Consider the following 14631-nt stretch of genomic DNA (forward strand, 5'->3'; position numbering starts at 1 on the left):
TGGTATACTATTTAAGTATGCGAAAGTGGGAAGATAGTATGAAGATCACAAATTTAGGCGGCTACCCCTCAATTGACAGCTTTGTCGACGCAAAGCTCGGACGCTACAACTCGTCCGACAGGAGCTTTGAGTCGCTTTTTGAGCTTATGTTTTCCGAGAGCAGCAATGTGCTCTGGGAGGAGAGCAAGGGCTACCGCGTTTCAAAAACCACATACGCGCAGGCACGGGAGCATATCCTCAGCCGCACTTCAAGACTCAGAGAGCTTATGCCGGACGCAAAAAGCAGCTCGGTCGTCGGTCTGTACATGGACAACTCCCTCGACTGGATCGAGGTGTTCTGGGCGATATTGCGCGCGGGCTTCAGTCCGCTGCTGCTAAATCTCCGACTCGACGATGATACGCTCGAGTACGCGCTGCGAGTGACCGATGCGGCGGCTGTGGTGTCGGACGGAAAGCGCTTCTCTGTGAAAACGATTCCTGCCGAGAAGCTGACGGCGGACGCGCCCGGTATTGACACAAAGGAATTCGGTACCGCCGTTATGGTGATGTCCTCGGGCACGTCATCGCACGTCAAAATCTGCGGCTACACCGCCGAGGAGTTCTGCTGCCAGATTCAGGGCAGCTACGGCATTATCAAGCAGTGCGCCCGGATAAAAAAGCACTACGAGGGCGAGCTTAAGCTGCTGACCTTCCTGCCGTTCTATCACATCTTCGGTTTGGTTGCGGTCTACATCTGGTTCGCGTTCTTCTCGCGCACCTTCGTCCGCCTGAACGATATGCAGCCGCAGACGATACTCAACACGATAAAGCGCCACAAGGTGACCCACATCTTCGCGGTGCCGCTCTTCTGGGAGAAGGTATACGAGCAGGCGATGCGTACAATCTCCGAGCGCGGCGAAAAGACCGTGAAGAAGTTTGAGAAGGGTATGAAAATCAGCCGAAAGCTCGGTGATTCCGCGCTGTCGGATTTGTTCTCGAAGAAGGCGTTCAGGGAAGTCCGCGACGGAATGTTCGGCGAGAGCGTGCAGTTCATGATCACGGGCGGCAGCTACATCAGTCCGCAGGTGCTCGAGTTCTTCAACGCGATAGGCTACCGCCTCGCGGACGGCTACGGCATGAGCGAGATTGGCATAACCTCCGTCGAGCTCAGCGGCAAGCGCAGCCTGCTCAACTCATGCTCGGTCGGAATGCCGATGATGGGCATGGAGTATAAAATCAACGAACAGGGCGAGCTGCTCGCGCGCGGAAAGGCGATGGCGAAGTTCATCATCGAGGACGGCGAAAGGCACTCAAACGAGGATTGGTTCAACACCCGCGACCTCGCGTCCTTCGACGGAAGCTGCTACCGCATTCTGGGCAGAAAGGACGATCTGATTATCGCGCCGAACGGCGAGAACCTCAACCCGAACCTCATCGAGAGCAAGCTCGAGGTTGCGGGCACGCGTGGAGTATGCCTTGTCGCCGCGCAGGAAAACGGAAAGCATATCCCGACGCTTATTGTGTCGGTCAGCAAATATATCACGGGCGAGCGTCTGAGCGCGGTTGAAAAGCAGCTCAGAGAGAAAATCGCCGGATTGAATCTTTCGGGTCAGGTGACGCGTCTTGTGTTCGTCGAGGACAGCCTGATGACTGACACCGAGTTCAAGCTCAACCGCTCAAGACTATCCAAAGCCCTCGCAGACGGAGAACTGACGGAGGTAGTGCCCGACCGCGCGCTTGTGGGCAGAGCGGACGACGATATCGCGCGCAAAATCACCTTGATGTTCGCTATGGCTCTGCAGAAGCCCGAGGACGAAATCGGCTACGACGCTGATTTCTTCACCGACCTCGGCGGCACGAGCCTAGATTACTTCTCGCTTGTCGCGGGTATGCGCGACGAGTTCCGCGTGTCCTTCCACACGGGCGACATGAGCATGAGCACCGTGCGGGAACTTCACGACTACATACTGGAGAAACAGTAACAGGTATGCTGACAGAATTTTTTAACGGCTTTGTAAAGGTCACGGGCTGGCCTGCCTACAAAATCGCCTTCCGCCCAAAGGTTTACTACGAGGACAAGAGCGTTCAGGGCAGACATATCAAGGGCGCGGCGATGGTCGTGTCGAACCACACCTCGGTTTTTGACTACGCGCTTCTTCTGTTTGTTTTCTTTACGCGCACGCTCAGGGTACAGATGGCGGAGGCGCTGTTCCAAAAGCAGCCGCTCGGACTTTTCCTAAAGATGATGGGCGGCATCTACGTCAACCGCAATACTCACGACTTCGGCTTTCTTTCGGAGTCCGAGGAGCATCTGCGAAAGGGCAGGGTAGTGGGAGTATTTCCCGAGAGCCGCATTCCGCTCAAGGGCGAGGAAACTCCGCTGCCGTTCAAGCCGAGCGCGGCGTACCTCGCGCTGTCGGCGGACGTGCCCGTTATTCCGGTCTACACAAACGGCGCTTATTTCAACTTCAAAAAGCGCGCGAGGGTTATTATCGGAAAACCCATGTATCCGCGCGACTATACCGACGACAGCTCGGACGATAAAGAGAATATCCGCCGTTTCAGCGACGCTATGAGGCAGCGGATTATTGAACTGGAGAGATTGCTCAATGAGCAAACCAAATAAGGCGAGGGTATTTTCCCTCAAAAACACAGCTCACGACTTTGTGTGGCTGACAGGCGCGCCCGTCGTGTTCTGGCAGCGGCCGAAGATCATATATACAAGTGAAAAGGCAAAGGAAAAAATCCGCGGCGGCGCGCTTCTGATAGCGAACCACACGGGCATCTACGATCCCGTGTACATGATGCTCGGAGTGCCGTACCGCAGGCAGTTTTTCATCATCAGCGAGGAGGTCATGGACAAGCCCGTCGGTGCGCTGTTCAAGGCGTGCAGGTGTATCCGCATTGACCGAAACAATCCGAACCTTGCGACCTTCCGCGAGATCATCGCGCGGCTCAAGAGCGGCGAGGTGATTTCGATGTTCCCCGAGGGACACATCAGCCACGACGACAGTACCTCGCAGTTCAAGTCTGGCATGGTGCTGATGGCGGTGCGCAGCGGCGTGCCGATTGTGCCTATGTATATCAAACCGAAAACCAAACCGACCGAGAGGCTGACGATCGTTCTGGGGGAGAGTGTCAGCGTCACGGAGCTCTACGGAGAGCATCCGACCTTTGCGCAGATCGACGCGGCAACAAAGCTGCTCTATGAGCGCGAAACGGAGCTGAGCGGTTTTATAAATTAATAATGGGTTATATTATTGTATTAAAGGAGATGTAATTATGGATCCAAGAGAGTATTTCAGACAATTTGCAGACGACGAGGAGTTTGAGCGCATTGTTGAAAAGCCCACCGTCACCGCGATGTGGCGCGACTGTACGGCGGAATTTGCCGACAGGGACGCGATCGTGTTCAAGGGCGAGAGCTATACCTTCGCTCAGCTCGAGAGCGACGCCGCGGGCTTCCGCACCGTTCTTGACAACACCGTAAAGGACGGCAAGCGCGTCGGTATCCTCAGCGCGAACTCGTATGACTTTGTAAAAGCGTACCTAGCGGTAGTCACAACGGGCAGAACCGCGGTTATCCTGCCGGCGCACCTCGATCAGAGGAGCGTTTTCGGCTGCTCGATTATGTTCGGACTCGACGCGGTTATTTATCAGCCCGAGCTTAAGGAGAGCGTCAGCCTCGTCAAGGTTCCGTTGATTGACATTACACTGACCTCGGACGAAAAGACCGGTATGACCGACTGCGACGAAAAGACTCCCTGCGTGATGATGTTCACGGGCGGCACCACGGGCAAGAGCAAGTGCGCTCTGCTTTCAAACGGCGCTGTTATGCAGGGAACCGTCAACGGCTGCTACGGTATCAGCCCTGTTTTCGGACAGAGATATATGCTCGTCCTTCCGCTTTCGCACGTATTCGGACTTATCCGCAACCTCATGACCTCGCTCTACACGGGCAGCACGATGTGGATTTGCACAAACAACAAGGATATGTTCCGCGACATTCAGGTTTTCAAGCCCACAGTGCTCGTATTCGTACCCGCGCTCGCTGAGATGTCGCTCTCGCTCTCGAAGCAGTTCGGCAGAAATATGCTCGGTGAGGAGCTGAAGTATATCATCTGCGGAGCCGCGGCAGTTGCGCCGTATCTGATTGAAGAGTATGACAAAATAGGCGTTAATCTTCTCCAGGGCTACGGCCTTACGGAGTCCGCGAACCTCGTTTCGGGCAACCCCGAGAGCCTCAAGTATCCCGATTCGATCGGCTTCCCGTACCCCAACCAAGAGTTCAAGGTCGTTGACGGCGAGCTGTGGATACGCGGCAAGAACATGATGGACGGTTACGTCGGCGGCGACGAGAGCGGCTTTGACGAGGAGGGCTGGTTCCACACGGGCGACCTTGTCAGCATCGACGAGAGAGGACTGCTCAGAATCACAGGCAGAATCAAGGAGATCATCGTGCTCTCAAACGGCGAAAACGTTTCTCCCGCGGAGCTCGAGGCGCATTTCAACGCGCTTCCCTTTATCCAGGATTCACAGGTGTTCGAGGACGTCGCGGAGAACGGCAAGCATATCCTCGCGCTCGAGGTAGTGCCGCGTCAGACGGTGCTCTCAAAAATGGATCTGGAAAACCCCAAGGAATACATCATCTCGGAGCTTGAGAAGGTCAACCTCACTCTGCCCTCGTTTGAGCGCGTAAACCGCATTGAGGTGCGTGACAGCGACTTTGAGCGCACACCGAGCATGAAGATTGCGAGATATAAGAAATGCTGATGACAAGACAGGAAATTTTAGATAAATTAAAGGAAATCCTCGTTGCTGCCGACAGCGGCAACAAGGCTATCACCGAGAGCTGCAGTGAGCAGTCCAGACTGAAGGAGGACTTCGGGCTCAACTCGGTCAATATTCTCTACATGGTAATCGCTATCGAGGAGGCGTTCGGCATCTACTTTGACGACGTCGGCGTAAATTCCTTCTCCACGGTCGGCGAGGTCATCGACTACATCGAGGGTAAGCTCAGATGAAGTGGGAGCCTACCGACTGCAAAACGGGCGACATGGTGCGTATTCGCCTGGGCTCGATCTACCACTACGGCGTGTTCCTCAGCGAGGACGAGGTGGTGCAGTTCGGCTATCCGCCGATACCCGAATTCAGCGAGCAGAACGCGGTTGTGACCGTCGTCGCGGTTGATATCGACACCTTTTCCTGCGGTCATATCGTCGAGGTCGCGGTGTTCGACCGCAAGGAAAAGAAAAAGCGCCTGCCTCCGGAAAAGACCGCTGAGATCGCGCGCGCGAGGATCGGCGAGGGCGGCTACAACATAATCCACAACAACTGCGAGCATCTCGCCTACGAATGCGTTTTCGGCGAGAAGAAGAGCGAACAGACCGACGCCATACGCGCGTTCTGGAGAGAGAAATTCAATAAAGAAGTGTAATACCCGTGAAAATGATTTTGCTTATCATTCTCATTTTTCTGATAACAAGCTATATCGGCTTCATAATCGTGCCTGCCGTGCTGCTGTACCGATTCGTTTTCGGACGGAAGCCGTGCAGCACTCCGCTCAACGAGCGCGGCACCCTCGAGGGTACGCGGTACGCGCCGTTTTCTGAGGCGCTGCTGCCTGCCGAGAGGTTCGTGCAGTCGCGTGAGCACGAGAGCGTGAGCATAACCGCGCGCGACGGAGTGGTTCTGTGCGGAAGCTACTACGATCAAAAATCGCCGCGGACGATGATATTCGCCCACGGCTACGCGGGCGCACCTGTCAGCAACTTCTGCGCTCAGGCGGAAAGGTTCTACAAGCTCGGCTGGAACCTGCTCTTTATCACAGAGCGCGCGCACGGCGACAGCGGCGGCAACCGCCTCGGCTTAGGCGTGCTCGAGCAGTACGATTTACTGAAATGGATTGATTTTGAAGCCCGAAATAGCAGCGTTGAGGAGATCGTCCTTTACGGCTCGTCAATGGGTTCGGCGGCTGTAGGCTACGCGAGCGACAAGATCACTGAGCCGAAGGTAAAGGTTCTCGTCATCGACTGCGCCTTTGTATCTCCCGACAGACAGCTTCGCTGCGACGGCAGAACACGTAAGCTGCCGACATTTCTGCTGCTTCCCGTAATGCGTGTGATCGCTTGGTTCGATATGCACGAGGACATCTACCGTCCTGTCGGGAAGTCGCTTCAAAACACACACATACCCGTACTCTTCATTCACGGAGAGGCGGACAGAACCGTGCCCATTGAACAGGGTATGGAAAACTATAAAGCCTGCGGCAGCGAAAAGGAATTTATCTCAGTCGCGGGGGCGGATCATATCCTCGCCTATGTAACGGGCGGGGAAGAGGTTCAGAGAAAAACAGAGGAGTTCATCAACAAACATTTGAAAGGAAGTACAGCATGAACAAGTTTGCAATTATGGCCGACGCGTCCTGTGACCTCGGTGAAAAGTATCAGAAGGAATACGATATCCGCATTGTATACGGACACGTAAACTATCCCGAGGTAGGCGAGAAGCCCACCTATCTTAAGTGGGAGCCTGCCGAGAGAGATAAGTTCTACAAGGAGCTCAGCAAGAATCCCGACGGCTACGCTACAGCGCCGCCCAATATCGATGAGTTCAAGAACGCATTCGAGGAGAGCGCCGCAAAGGGCGAGGACGTGATCTGCATCACGATCTCGGGCGGCATCAGCGGCGCGTACAACTTTGCCGTTCAGGCTAAGAACGAGGTGCTCAAGAAGTACCCCAACGCGAGAATCTCCGTTATCGACTCTCTGCGTTTCAGCATCGGCCACGGCCTTCTCGTGATTCTCGCCGCAAAGCTCAGAGCAAACGGCAGAAGCATTGACGAGGTAAGCGCATATCTCGAGGACAACAAGAACCGCATTCACCAGTGCGGCTGGCTCGACGACCTCAGCTTCGTAGCCAAGAAGGGCAGACTGACCCACTCCAAGGCGTTCTTCGGCAAGCTCGCGGGCGTAAAGCCCATCGGTGAGTTTGACTACAACGGTCTTACCACCGTTATCGGCAAGGTAAAGGGCGCAAAGAAGGCGTACAGCGTTCTGCTCAACTACCTTGAGAACACAATTGAGAATCCTTCCGAGCAGACCATCTTCATCGCCCAGACCAACCGCTACACCCAGGCTGTTAAGTACAAGGAGATGATCGAGGAGCGCTTCAAGCCCAAGGAGGTAGTCATCGTCGACGTTTTCCCGTTCTGCGGCGTAAACGTAGGCCCCGGACTTATGGCGGCATACTACATCGGCAAGCCCATCTCCAAGGGACTTGTCACCGAAAAGGCTATGATTGAAAAACTGATCAAGGCGGAAGGCTGATTAACATAAACGCTATGAAAAACAGGAAAATAAACGGCACGCAGTTTGAGGGAATGGTTCGCAACGGCCTCGCTTACCTGCGCCAAAGGGAAAAGGAAGTCAACAAGCTCAACGTTTTTCCCGTACCCGACGGCGACACGGGCACAAATATGCGCCTGACTCTTGAAAACGGAATAGAGTACGCAAAGTCAAACGAGGTCATGGCGCATTACCTCAAGACTCTCAGCGAGGGAATGCTTCTCGGCGCGCGCGGCAATTCGGGCGTTATCCTCTCGCAGTTCTTCAAGGGAATGCAGCTCGAGCTTGCGCGCTGCGTTGTCGCGGGACCGGGCGAGCTGCGAAACGCTCTTATCCGCGGCTACCGCAACGCCTACGGCGCGGTCGTAAAGCCCGTCGAAGGCACTATCCTCACGGTTTTCCGCGAGGGTATCGAGCATATCCGCCCGCAGATCAGCCGTGCCACCGCAATCGAGGACTTGCTCCTCATGTACATCGCGGAGATGAAAAAAACTCTCGCCTATACTCCCGAGCTGCTTCCCGTGCTCAAGGAGTCGGGCGTTATCGACAGCGGCGGTCAGGGCTTTATCTACATAGTCGAGGGAATGCTCGGCTACCTCTACGGCGACATTGTCAAGGACGACAAGCCCGCCGCAAAGAGCATTAACGCGCCCGTGCAGAGCGTCGACTTCTCGCTCTTCAACGAGTACAGCAAGTTTACGGACGGCTACTGTATGGAGTTCATTTTGCAGCTCTTAAAGAGCGGCAGCTACATTCAGCTATTCGACCTCGACCGCTATATTGAGGACATCGGCGTTTACGGAAACTCCCTTGTTGTTGTGCGCGAAGGCTCGCGCGTAAAGGTGCATATCTACACCCTGCGCCCCGAGAAGGTGATAGCACTCAGCCGCCAGTACGGCGAGTTCCTCACCTTCAAGCTCGAGAATATGCAGCTGCAGCACAATGAGGTCATCAAGGAAGAAACCTACAGCCGCAAGCTGCCCCACAAAAAGCTCGCTATAGTTTCTGTCGTCAACGGCGTGGGTCTGAAAACGCTCTTTGAGGAGCTCGGAGCTGACGTTGTGATCTGCTGCGGCGAAACGATGAACGCTTCCTCTCAGGAGTTTGTCGACGCGTTCAACCGAATTGACGCGGACGATATAGTCGTGTTCCCAAACAACAAGAACGTCATTCTCGCGGCACAGCAGGCGGCACAGCTTCACGGCGGAGATAATATCCATATCCTGCCCTCAAGGAGCATCGCCGAGGGCTACTTCGCGGTCGCGATGGACGTGCCCGATAATGACAACAAGTACCGCATAAACTCCATGAGAAGCGGACTTCGCGACGTCACTACTCTGATCGAAACCACCGCCTCGCGCGATTATTCATATCACGACCTGACCTGCCGTCAGGGTGAGGAGATCGTCCTCATGAACGGCGAGATCGTCAGCGTCAACAAGAATTGGCTTGAGTGTCTGATTGAGGCTATGCGCCTTGTGCCCGACATTGACGACGCGGAAACGTGCGTAGTTTTCAGCGGCGAGGGTGTTAGCGAGGACGAGCTTGACGAGCTCAGCGAGCGTCTTGAGGAGGAATTCCCGATGCTTGAGGCCGAGATCATCGACGGAGGTCAGAAGCTCTACCGCTTCATCATCGGACTGTCATAACCTGTTTAGGAGTGAACAATTTGCAGATATTAATATGGATTCTCGTGGGAATCGCCGCGTTCATCGTATTTTCCGAGCTGCTTATCGCGGGAGTCATCTACACGGTTCTTCTTGTGCGAACTTCAAAAAAGAAGTGGGACAGAGATGTCAAGCTGCCCGACGACGAGGAGTACAAGGGTATGTACTTCGAGAGCCTTGAATGGGGCAAGCTGTACGAGGACTACAAGCGCGAGGTCGAGGTAAAGAGCGGCAGGCTGCGTCTTGTCGGCGAGTACTTTGACTTCGGCGGCGAGAAGGCGGCGATTATCATTGCCGGCCGCACAGAGTCGCTCAAGTATTCCTACTACTTTGCAGAGCCGTACCGCAAGGCAGGCTACAACATTCTCGTTATCGACAACCGCTCTCACGGCTATTCCGACGGAATCGTCTGTTCGCTCGGCTACCGCGAGTACAGGGATATGTTCGCGTGGAGCAAGCTGCTCGTCGAGGAACTGTGCAACAAGGCGGTGTTCCTGCACGGCATTTGTATCGGCTCGTCGGTCGCGCTCTTTGCGCTGACAAACCCCGAATGCCCAGACTACATTGAGGGCATGTGCGGCGACGGTATGTACACGCGCTTTGCCGAGAGCTTCCGCAACCACATGATCGAGGACGACCGCCCGAAGTTCGTGGCGAAGTCGCTCGTGTATATGTACATGCGGATTTTCTCTCACGCGAACGTCGTCACCGACGGCCCGCTGTGGCGTGTGGACAAGATGAAAAAGCCGATGTTGTTCATACACAGCCGCCAGGACACGTACTCAACGCCCGACCAGGCTCAGAAGCTGTTCGATAGGTGCACATCTCCCAACAAGCGGCTCGTATGGTTCGACAAGGGCGCGCATTCGCGCGTCAGGGTCAACGCGCCGCAGAAGTACGACGAAACTATCATTTCATTTGTCAGCGAATTAAAATAACAAACAGGGCTGTCAGCGACAGCCCTGCGTTTGTATATAAGCCAAAAAATTGTCAAAAATAAAGGAGGAAGACTATGAATAAAACGCGCCTACATAAAATACTCAGGAGAGTGGTCATTATCGCTATCGTATTCGTCCTTGTGTTTTCGCTCAGCTCGGTGATATTCTCGGCGGTGTTCTTTCACTTCATGTTCGCACGCCGCGACAGCGTGCGCGAGTACGTCAGGATCGACTATTCGCTGATCGACACCGGGCAGTATACCCGCCGCGCGGTATCCTTCCTCTCTGGAGAGAACACGCTCAAAGGCTACCTTTACGGCGAGCAGAACAAAAACGGCCTTATTATCATAGCTCCCGGAATCAGCTCCGATGCGGACGCCCACCTAGCAGAGATCATGAGCTTTGTAGACAGTGGATACACGGTGCTCGCCTACGACGCGACAGGCACCTTTGAGAGCGAGGGAGAGAGCCGTATCGGATTGCAGCAGTCAAAGCGCGACCTGCTCGCAGCGATCGACTTTGCGGCAGACGATTCCGTTACAAGAGATATGCCTGTCTTTTTGTACGGGCACAGCCTCGGCGCTTACGCAGCTGCGGCTGCCCTTGAGCAGACCGATGTTGAGGCGGCGATCTGCCTTTCGGGATTTGACTCACCTGTCGGTACGATGTACGGTACCGCCAAGGGTTACGTCGGCTTTCTGGCGGATATCGAGTACCCGTTTCTGTACCTGCAAAACTTTATCGTGTTCGGCGGAGACGCTGATACCAGAGCGGTCGACGGCGTTAATTCCGGTGACACTCCCGTGCTGATTTGCTACGGCAGCGGCGACAAGGTGATTCCGTTCGAGCTGAGCATGTATTCCCACGAGAGCGAGCTAAGAAATCCCAACGCGCACTGCGAGTTGATAGAGGACGAGTACCGCAACGGCCACAACTATATGTGGCTCTCTCACGACGCGGCGAGGTACATTGCCGAATTGCAGGACGAGCTTGACGACTTGTCGCAGGCGTGCGGCGGCGAGGTACCGGACAGCGTGCTCGAGGACTTCTACAGCGGAGTGGATGCCGAGAGAGCGACCGAAACCGACGGAGAGTTCATCGGTGAGGTCTGCGATTTCTTTGAGCAGGCGGTCAGATAACCATTTTTTCGCGGATAAAGCCGAGGATTTTCTTTTCGCGGCGGCTGACCTGAACCTGCGTCATGTTCAGGGCCTTCGCGGTCTGAACCTGCGTTTTGCACTGATAGTAGCGCAGGCGGATTATCTCGCGGTCATTCTGAGGCAGAGCGTTGATCGCCGCCTCAAGACTGAGCCGCTCGGAGATCTCGTCCTGTATATCGGGAGTCGGCACGTCGGTCTGAGGGTTGCCGTCCTCGTCGTAATCAGCGGTCAGCGAGAGCGCAGGCCGCGCGCTGTTCATCGCCTCGGCGACTTCCTCGGGGCTTACATTCAGAATTTTTGAGAGCTGGGAAACGGTCATTTCAGTGCCGTTTTTCAGCTCGTTTTCGTTATTGAGGCGGTTGATTTTCAGCGATAGCTCGCGCAGGCTGCGGCTGACCCTCACAGAACCGCCGTCGCGGAAGAGCCGCTTTATCTCACCCATGATAACGGGGAAGGCGTAGGTCGAGAACTGCAGACCGCGGCTGTCGTCAAAGTTATTTATCGCCTTTGTAAGTCCCAGACAGCCCGCGGCGTACAGCTCCTCGTATTCGATTCCCTTGCCAGAAAATCTCTTGCAGCAGGCGTGGACGAGCCCGAGGTGCAGCTGCGCAAGCTTGTCCTTATCTGACATCTGAAATGCGCTTTTCGAGCGTGACGGTGGTTCCCTTGCCGGGCTTTGAGGTCACGCGCACCCTGTCGCAGAAGCTCTGCATGACCGCAAAGCCCAAGCCCGCGCGTTCCTCGTCGGGAGCGGTGGTGAACAGCGGCTCCATCGCCTGCTTTACGTCCTCAATGCCTACGCCCTTGTCGCGTATCCTGATGATAACGCGCCTGTCCTCGGTGATTTTGCCGTTGATAGTGATCATGCCGCTCTGCCTGCGGTAGCCGTGAACAACACAGTTCGTCACCGCCTCGGACACAGCGGTCTTGAGGTCGCTCAGCTCGCCGACGGTCGGGTCAAGCGGCGCGATAAACGCCGATACCGCCGCCCTCGCGAAAGCTTCGTTCTGACTTTTTGACGGAAAGCTCAGCTTAATTTCGTTTACTGTTTTCATCTCAGCACCCCCAGTCCTTCGATTCCCGACATCGCGAATATCCTGTACAGCCGCTCCGGCACGTTTACAACGCGCAGACTGCCGCCCATCAGCTTCATCGCGCGGTACCTGCCCATCACAAGACCCACGCCCGAGGAATCCATGAAGCCTACGCCGCCGAAGTCAAGACACAGCACCCTCGGCTTCAGCGACTGGGCTGTGGCGTCGACGCGCGTCCTGATTTTCGCCGCCGCGTCGTGATCGATCTCGCCGTCGAGAAACGCGGTCAGCACGCCGTTTTCATATGTAGTTCGCATAATAAACTTCCTTTCATAACAAAAGCTCCATACCCATGATAATGAGTACGGAGCGTAAATTTTGTTTGTATTTGTCGCGCGGAAAAATTATTTAAGAATATACGGCCTGATTTCGCCCGCAAGGTAAAGCGAGCCGCAAATCAGCACCGCGCTGTCGGTGCCCTTCGCGAGAGCGTAAGCCGCGTCAAAAGCGTCCTCGCGGCTCTCAAACGGCTGAACCGCCTTTGCGTGGTTCTCGAATTTTTTTGCGAGGTCGTCTGCCGAGAGCGCTCTCGGGTTGTCGATAGGCACTGTGAAAACGCGCTCAAAAACGCCGTCGAGCAAGGCGATCGAGCTGTCGATATCCTTGTCGGCGAGCATTCCCATCACGCAGATAATCGGCGTGTCGGGCAGGAAGCGGTCAATCGCCGCCTTGAGCGCCTCTATGCCGTTCGGGTTATGCGCGCCGTCGAGCAAAACGACGGGGTCTTCCGAAAGCAGCTCGAGCCGCGCGGGATTAACGGCGTTCTTCATTCCTTCAACAATAGAACTGTCGCTGATTTTGAGCAGACCTTCTTTTCTGACCGCCTCAACCGCCGCGAGAGCGGTCTTTGCGTTCTCAATCTGGTGGTCACCTGCGAGCGGAAGGGTGATTTCGCGGTTGTTATAAACAAACCGGCTGCCTTTGAGCGAGATTTCCTTTACCTCAACCTCAATATTCTCGCTTTTCAGAAGCGGAATACCGAGCTTTTCGGCGGTTTTCTCGATCACGCCCATCGCGCGCGCGTCCTGCTGTGACGTGACCGCGATCGAGCCCTTCTTTAGTATGCCGCATTTCTGTTCGGCGATCGCCTCAACCGTGTCGCCGAGGATAGCGGTGTGGTCAAGCCCGATTGTCGTGATGATCGAGCACAGTGGCGGCAAAATCACGTTTGTACAGTCGAGCAGACCGCCCATGCCGACCTCGAGAACGACTACGTCGCACTTCGCTTCGGCGTGAATATAGAACTCGAGCGCGTTGACGTACTCAAATTCCGTGATGATTATGCCCTCGTCGCGGAGCTGATTTACGAGCGGCAGGGTCTCTTCGACCGCGTCTGTCAGCGTTTCCTCGGACACAGGCACGTTGTTGATCTGGATCCTCTCGCGGAAGTCGGTAATGTACGGTGAGATGAACAGCCCCGTCTTGTAGCCCTCAGCCTTAAGAATTGCCGAGAGCATCGCGCAGGTCGAGCCCTTGCCGTTAGTGCCTGCGACGTGGATATATCTGAGCTTGTCCTGCGGATTGCCCATTCGTCTGAGCAGCTCGCTCACGCGGTCAAGTCCCGGGCGCGAGCCGAAGCTCAGCAGAGAGTGTATTTTTTCAAGCGCCTCACTGTAAGTCATCAAATCAGCTCCCTGTAAATGTCGTTTTTCTTAAAGCCCGTCATCGCGGCGGCGTTTTTGGCGGCTTCCGTCGTCTTTTGACCGTCGGCGATAAGGCGTTTTGCGAGCTCGACCGCGTCCTGAAGCGTGCAGCTCTCAGCCGCTTCCTCCTCGCGCTTGCCCTCGAGAACGAGAACGATCTCACCCTTGATGCTGCCGTCAGAGTATTTTTCGGCGGCTTCCGCGGTGGTGGTGCGGATAACCTCCTCGTGGATTTTCGTCAGCTCTCGCACAATGCTGAGCTTTCTGTCTCCAAACGAGGAATAGAGGTCGCGCAGGGTAGAGGGCAGCTTGTGCGGAGCCTCGTAAAAAATCATCGTCCTGCGCTCGTTTTGAAGGCTCTGCAGGTGTTCGCTGCGGCTTTTTTTGTTGACGCTGAGAAATCCCTCAAAGCAGAAGCGGCCTGTTTCAAGTCCCGATATTGCCAGTGCCGAAATCACCGCGCTCGGGCCGGGTACGACGACGGTTTTTATGCCGCGCTCTTCGCACAGCTTGATTAAATCTTCACCGGGGTCGGATATGCAGGGCATACCCGCGTCGGTGACGATCGCGCAGTTTTCTCCCTGCTCGATTCTTTGGCAGATAATCTCTCCGCGCTCGCGTTTGTTGTGCTCAAAGTAGCTCACCATCGGCTTTTTTATCCCGAGGTGGTTGAGCAGCTTCAGGGTCACGCGCGTGTCCTCTGCGGCGATGAAGTCGACCTCCCCGAGAGTTTTTGCGGCTCTGGGCGAGAGGTCGCCGAGGTTGCCTATCGGCGTTCCCGTTACGTATAAAATACCGGACATA

General features: G+C 55.3%; 16 protein-coding genes. 11 read left to right on the forward strand and 5 right to left on the reverse strand.

The window, feature by feature from the left end; genetic code table 11:
• Positions 1 to 38 precede the first annotated feature (38 nt).
• The 11 genes from AB1I49_RS02360 to AB1I49_RS02410 all read left to right on the forward strand — a co-directional run bounded on the left by AB1I49_RS02360 (position 39) and on the right by AB1I49_RS02410 (position 11069).
• The gene (locus AB1I49_RS02360) at positions 39 to 1961 is read left to right on the forward strand and encodes an AMP-binding protein (RefSeq protein ID WP_407721292.1); all 1923 of its coding nucleotides are present in this window, start codon (positions 39 to 41) and stop codon (positions 1959 to 1961) included.
• 5 nt (positions 1962 to 1966) lie between these two features.
• Positions 1967 to 2605 carry a lysophospholipid acyltransferase family protein gene (locus AB1I49_RS02365; RefSeq protein WP_405318036.1) on the forward strand — a complete coding sequence of 213 codons (639 nt, stop codon included), beginning with the start codon at positions 1967 to 1969 and terminating at the stop codon, positions 2603 to 2605.
• The gene (locus tag AB1I49_RS02370; protein WP_316609757.1) at positions 2589 to 3224 is read left to right on the forward strand and encodes a lysophospholipid acyltransferase family protein; all 636 of its coding nucleotides are present in this window, start codon (positions 2589 to 2591) and stop codon (positions 3222 to 3224) included. Before AB1I49_RS02365 ends, AB1I49_RS02370 begins: the two co-directional genes overlap by 17 nt.
• A gap of 37 nt (positions 3225 to 3261) precedes the next feature.
• Complete coding sequence (locus AB1I49_RS02375; protein ID WP_316609758.1) at positions 3262 to 4752, forward strand: class I adenylate-forming enzyme family protein; 1491 nt, start codon at positions 3262 to 3264, stop codon at positions 4750 to 4752.
• Positions 4746 to 5003 (forward strand): phosphopantetheine-binding protein, encoded by a 258-nt coding sequence (locus AB1I49_RS02380; protein ID WP_316609759.1) that lies wholly within the window; start codon positions 4746 to 4748, stop codon positions 5001 to 5003. Before AB1I49_RS02375 ends, AB1I49_RS02380 begins: the two co-directional genes overlap by 7 nt.
• Positions 5000 to 5416 carry a lecithin retinol acyltransferase family protein gene (locus AB1I49_RS02385; RefSeq protein WP_407721293.1) on the forward strand — a complete coding sequence of 139 codons (417 nt, stop codon included), beginning with the start codon at positions 5000 to 5002 and terminating at the stop codon, positions 5414 to 5416. The genes AB1I49_RS02380 and AB1I49_RS02385 overlap by 4 nt, the downstream gene beginning before the upstream one ends.
• A gap of 11 nt (positions 5417 to 5427) precedes the next feature.
• Positions 5428 to 6375 carry an alpha/beta hydrolase gene (locus tag AB1I49_RS02390; RefSeq protein WP_316609770.1) on the forward strand — a complete coding sequence of 316 codons (948 nt, stop codon included), beginning with the start codon at positions 5428 to 5430 and terminating at the stop codon, positions 6373 to 6375.
• Positions 6372 to 7307: a DegV family protein gene (locus AB1I49_RS02395; RefSeq protein ID WP_316609763.1), complete on the forward strand. Its 936-nt coding sequence runs from the start codon at positions 6372 to 6374 to the stop codon at positions 7305 to 7307. The genes AB1I49_RS02390 and AB1I49_RS02395 overlap by 4 nt, the downstream gene beginning before the upstream one ends.
• A gap of 14 nt (positions 7308 to 7321) precedes the next feature.
• Positions 7322 to 8974 carry a DAK2 domain-containing protein gene (locus tag AB1I49_RS02400; RefSeq protein ID WP_407721294.1) on the forward strand — a complete coding sequence of 551 codons (1653 nt, stop codon included), beginning with the start codon at positions 7322 to 7324 and terminating at the stop codon, positions 8972 to 8974.
• 20 nt (positions 8975 to 8994) lie between these two features.
• Complete coding sequence (locus AB1I49_RS02405) at positions 8995 to 9930, forward strand: alpha/beta hydrolase (RefSeq protein WP_316609765.1); 936 nt, start codon at positions 8995 to 8997, stop codon at positions 9928 to 9930.
• Between the two features lie 74 nt (positions 9931 to 10004).
• A complete protein-coding gene (locus AB1I49_RS02410; RefSeq protein ID WP_316609766.1) occupies positions 10005 to 11069 on the forward strand; it encodes an alpha/beta hydrolase in 1065 nt (354 codons plus the stop codon).
• On the opposite strand, the gene AB1I49_RS02415 is transcribed toward AB1I49_RS02410, so the two are convergent.
• The 5 genes from AB1I49_RS02415 to rsmI all read right to left on the reverse strand — a co-directional run bounded on the left by AB1I49_RS02415 (position 11062) and on the right by rsmI (position 14630).
• Positions 11062 to 11721 (reverse strand): sigma-70 family RNA polymerase sigma factor, encoded by a 660-nt coding sequence (locus tag AB1I49_RS02415; RefSeq protein ID WP_316611757.1) that lies wholly within the window; start codon positions 11719 to 11721, stop codon positions 11062 to 11064. The genes AB1I49_RS02410 and AB1I49_RS02415 overlap by 8 nt on opposite strands.
• Entirely contained in the window at positions 11711 to 12145 is a 435-nt protein-coding gene (gene spoIIAB / locus AB1I49_RS02420) for an anti-sigma F factor (RefSeq protein ID WP_316610370.1), read from the reverse strand. The genes AB1I49_RS02415 and spoIIAB overlap by 11 nt, the downstream gene beginning before the upstream one ends.
• Complete coding sequence (locus AB1I49_RS02425; RefSeq protein WP_316610368.1) at positions 12142 to 12441, reverse strand: anti-sigma factor antagonist; 300 nt, start codon at positions 12439 to 12441, stop codon at positions 12142 to 12144. The genes spoIIAB and AB1I49_RS02425 overlap by 4 nt, the downstream gene beginning before the upstream one ends.
• 87 nt (positions 12442 to 12528) lie before the next feature.
• Entirely contained in the window at positions 12529 to 13806 is a 1278-nt protein-coding gene (locus AB1I49_RS02430) for a bifunctional folylpolyglutamate synthase/dihydrofolate synthase (protein WP_407721295.1), read from the reverse strand.
• Positions 13806 to 14630, reverse strand: a complete 825-nt coding sequence (rsmI, locus tag AB1I49_RS02435; RefSeq protein WP_407721296.1) for a 16S rRNA (cytidine(1402)-2'-O)-methyltransferase — start codon at positions 14628 to 14630, stop codon at positions 13806 to 13808. Before rsmI ends, AB1I49_RS02430 begins: the two co-directional genes overlap by 1 nt.
• Position 14631 lies beyond the last annotated feature (1 nt).

The sequence above is a fragment of the Ruminococcus sp. NATIVEDY160 genome (genome assembly GCF_045819885.1).
Taxonomy (GTDB): domain Bacteria; phylum Bacillota; class Clostridia; order Oscillospirales; family Acutalibacteraceae; genus Ruminococcoides.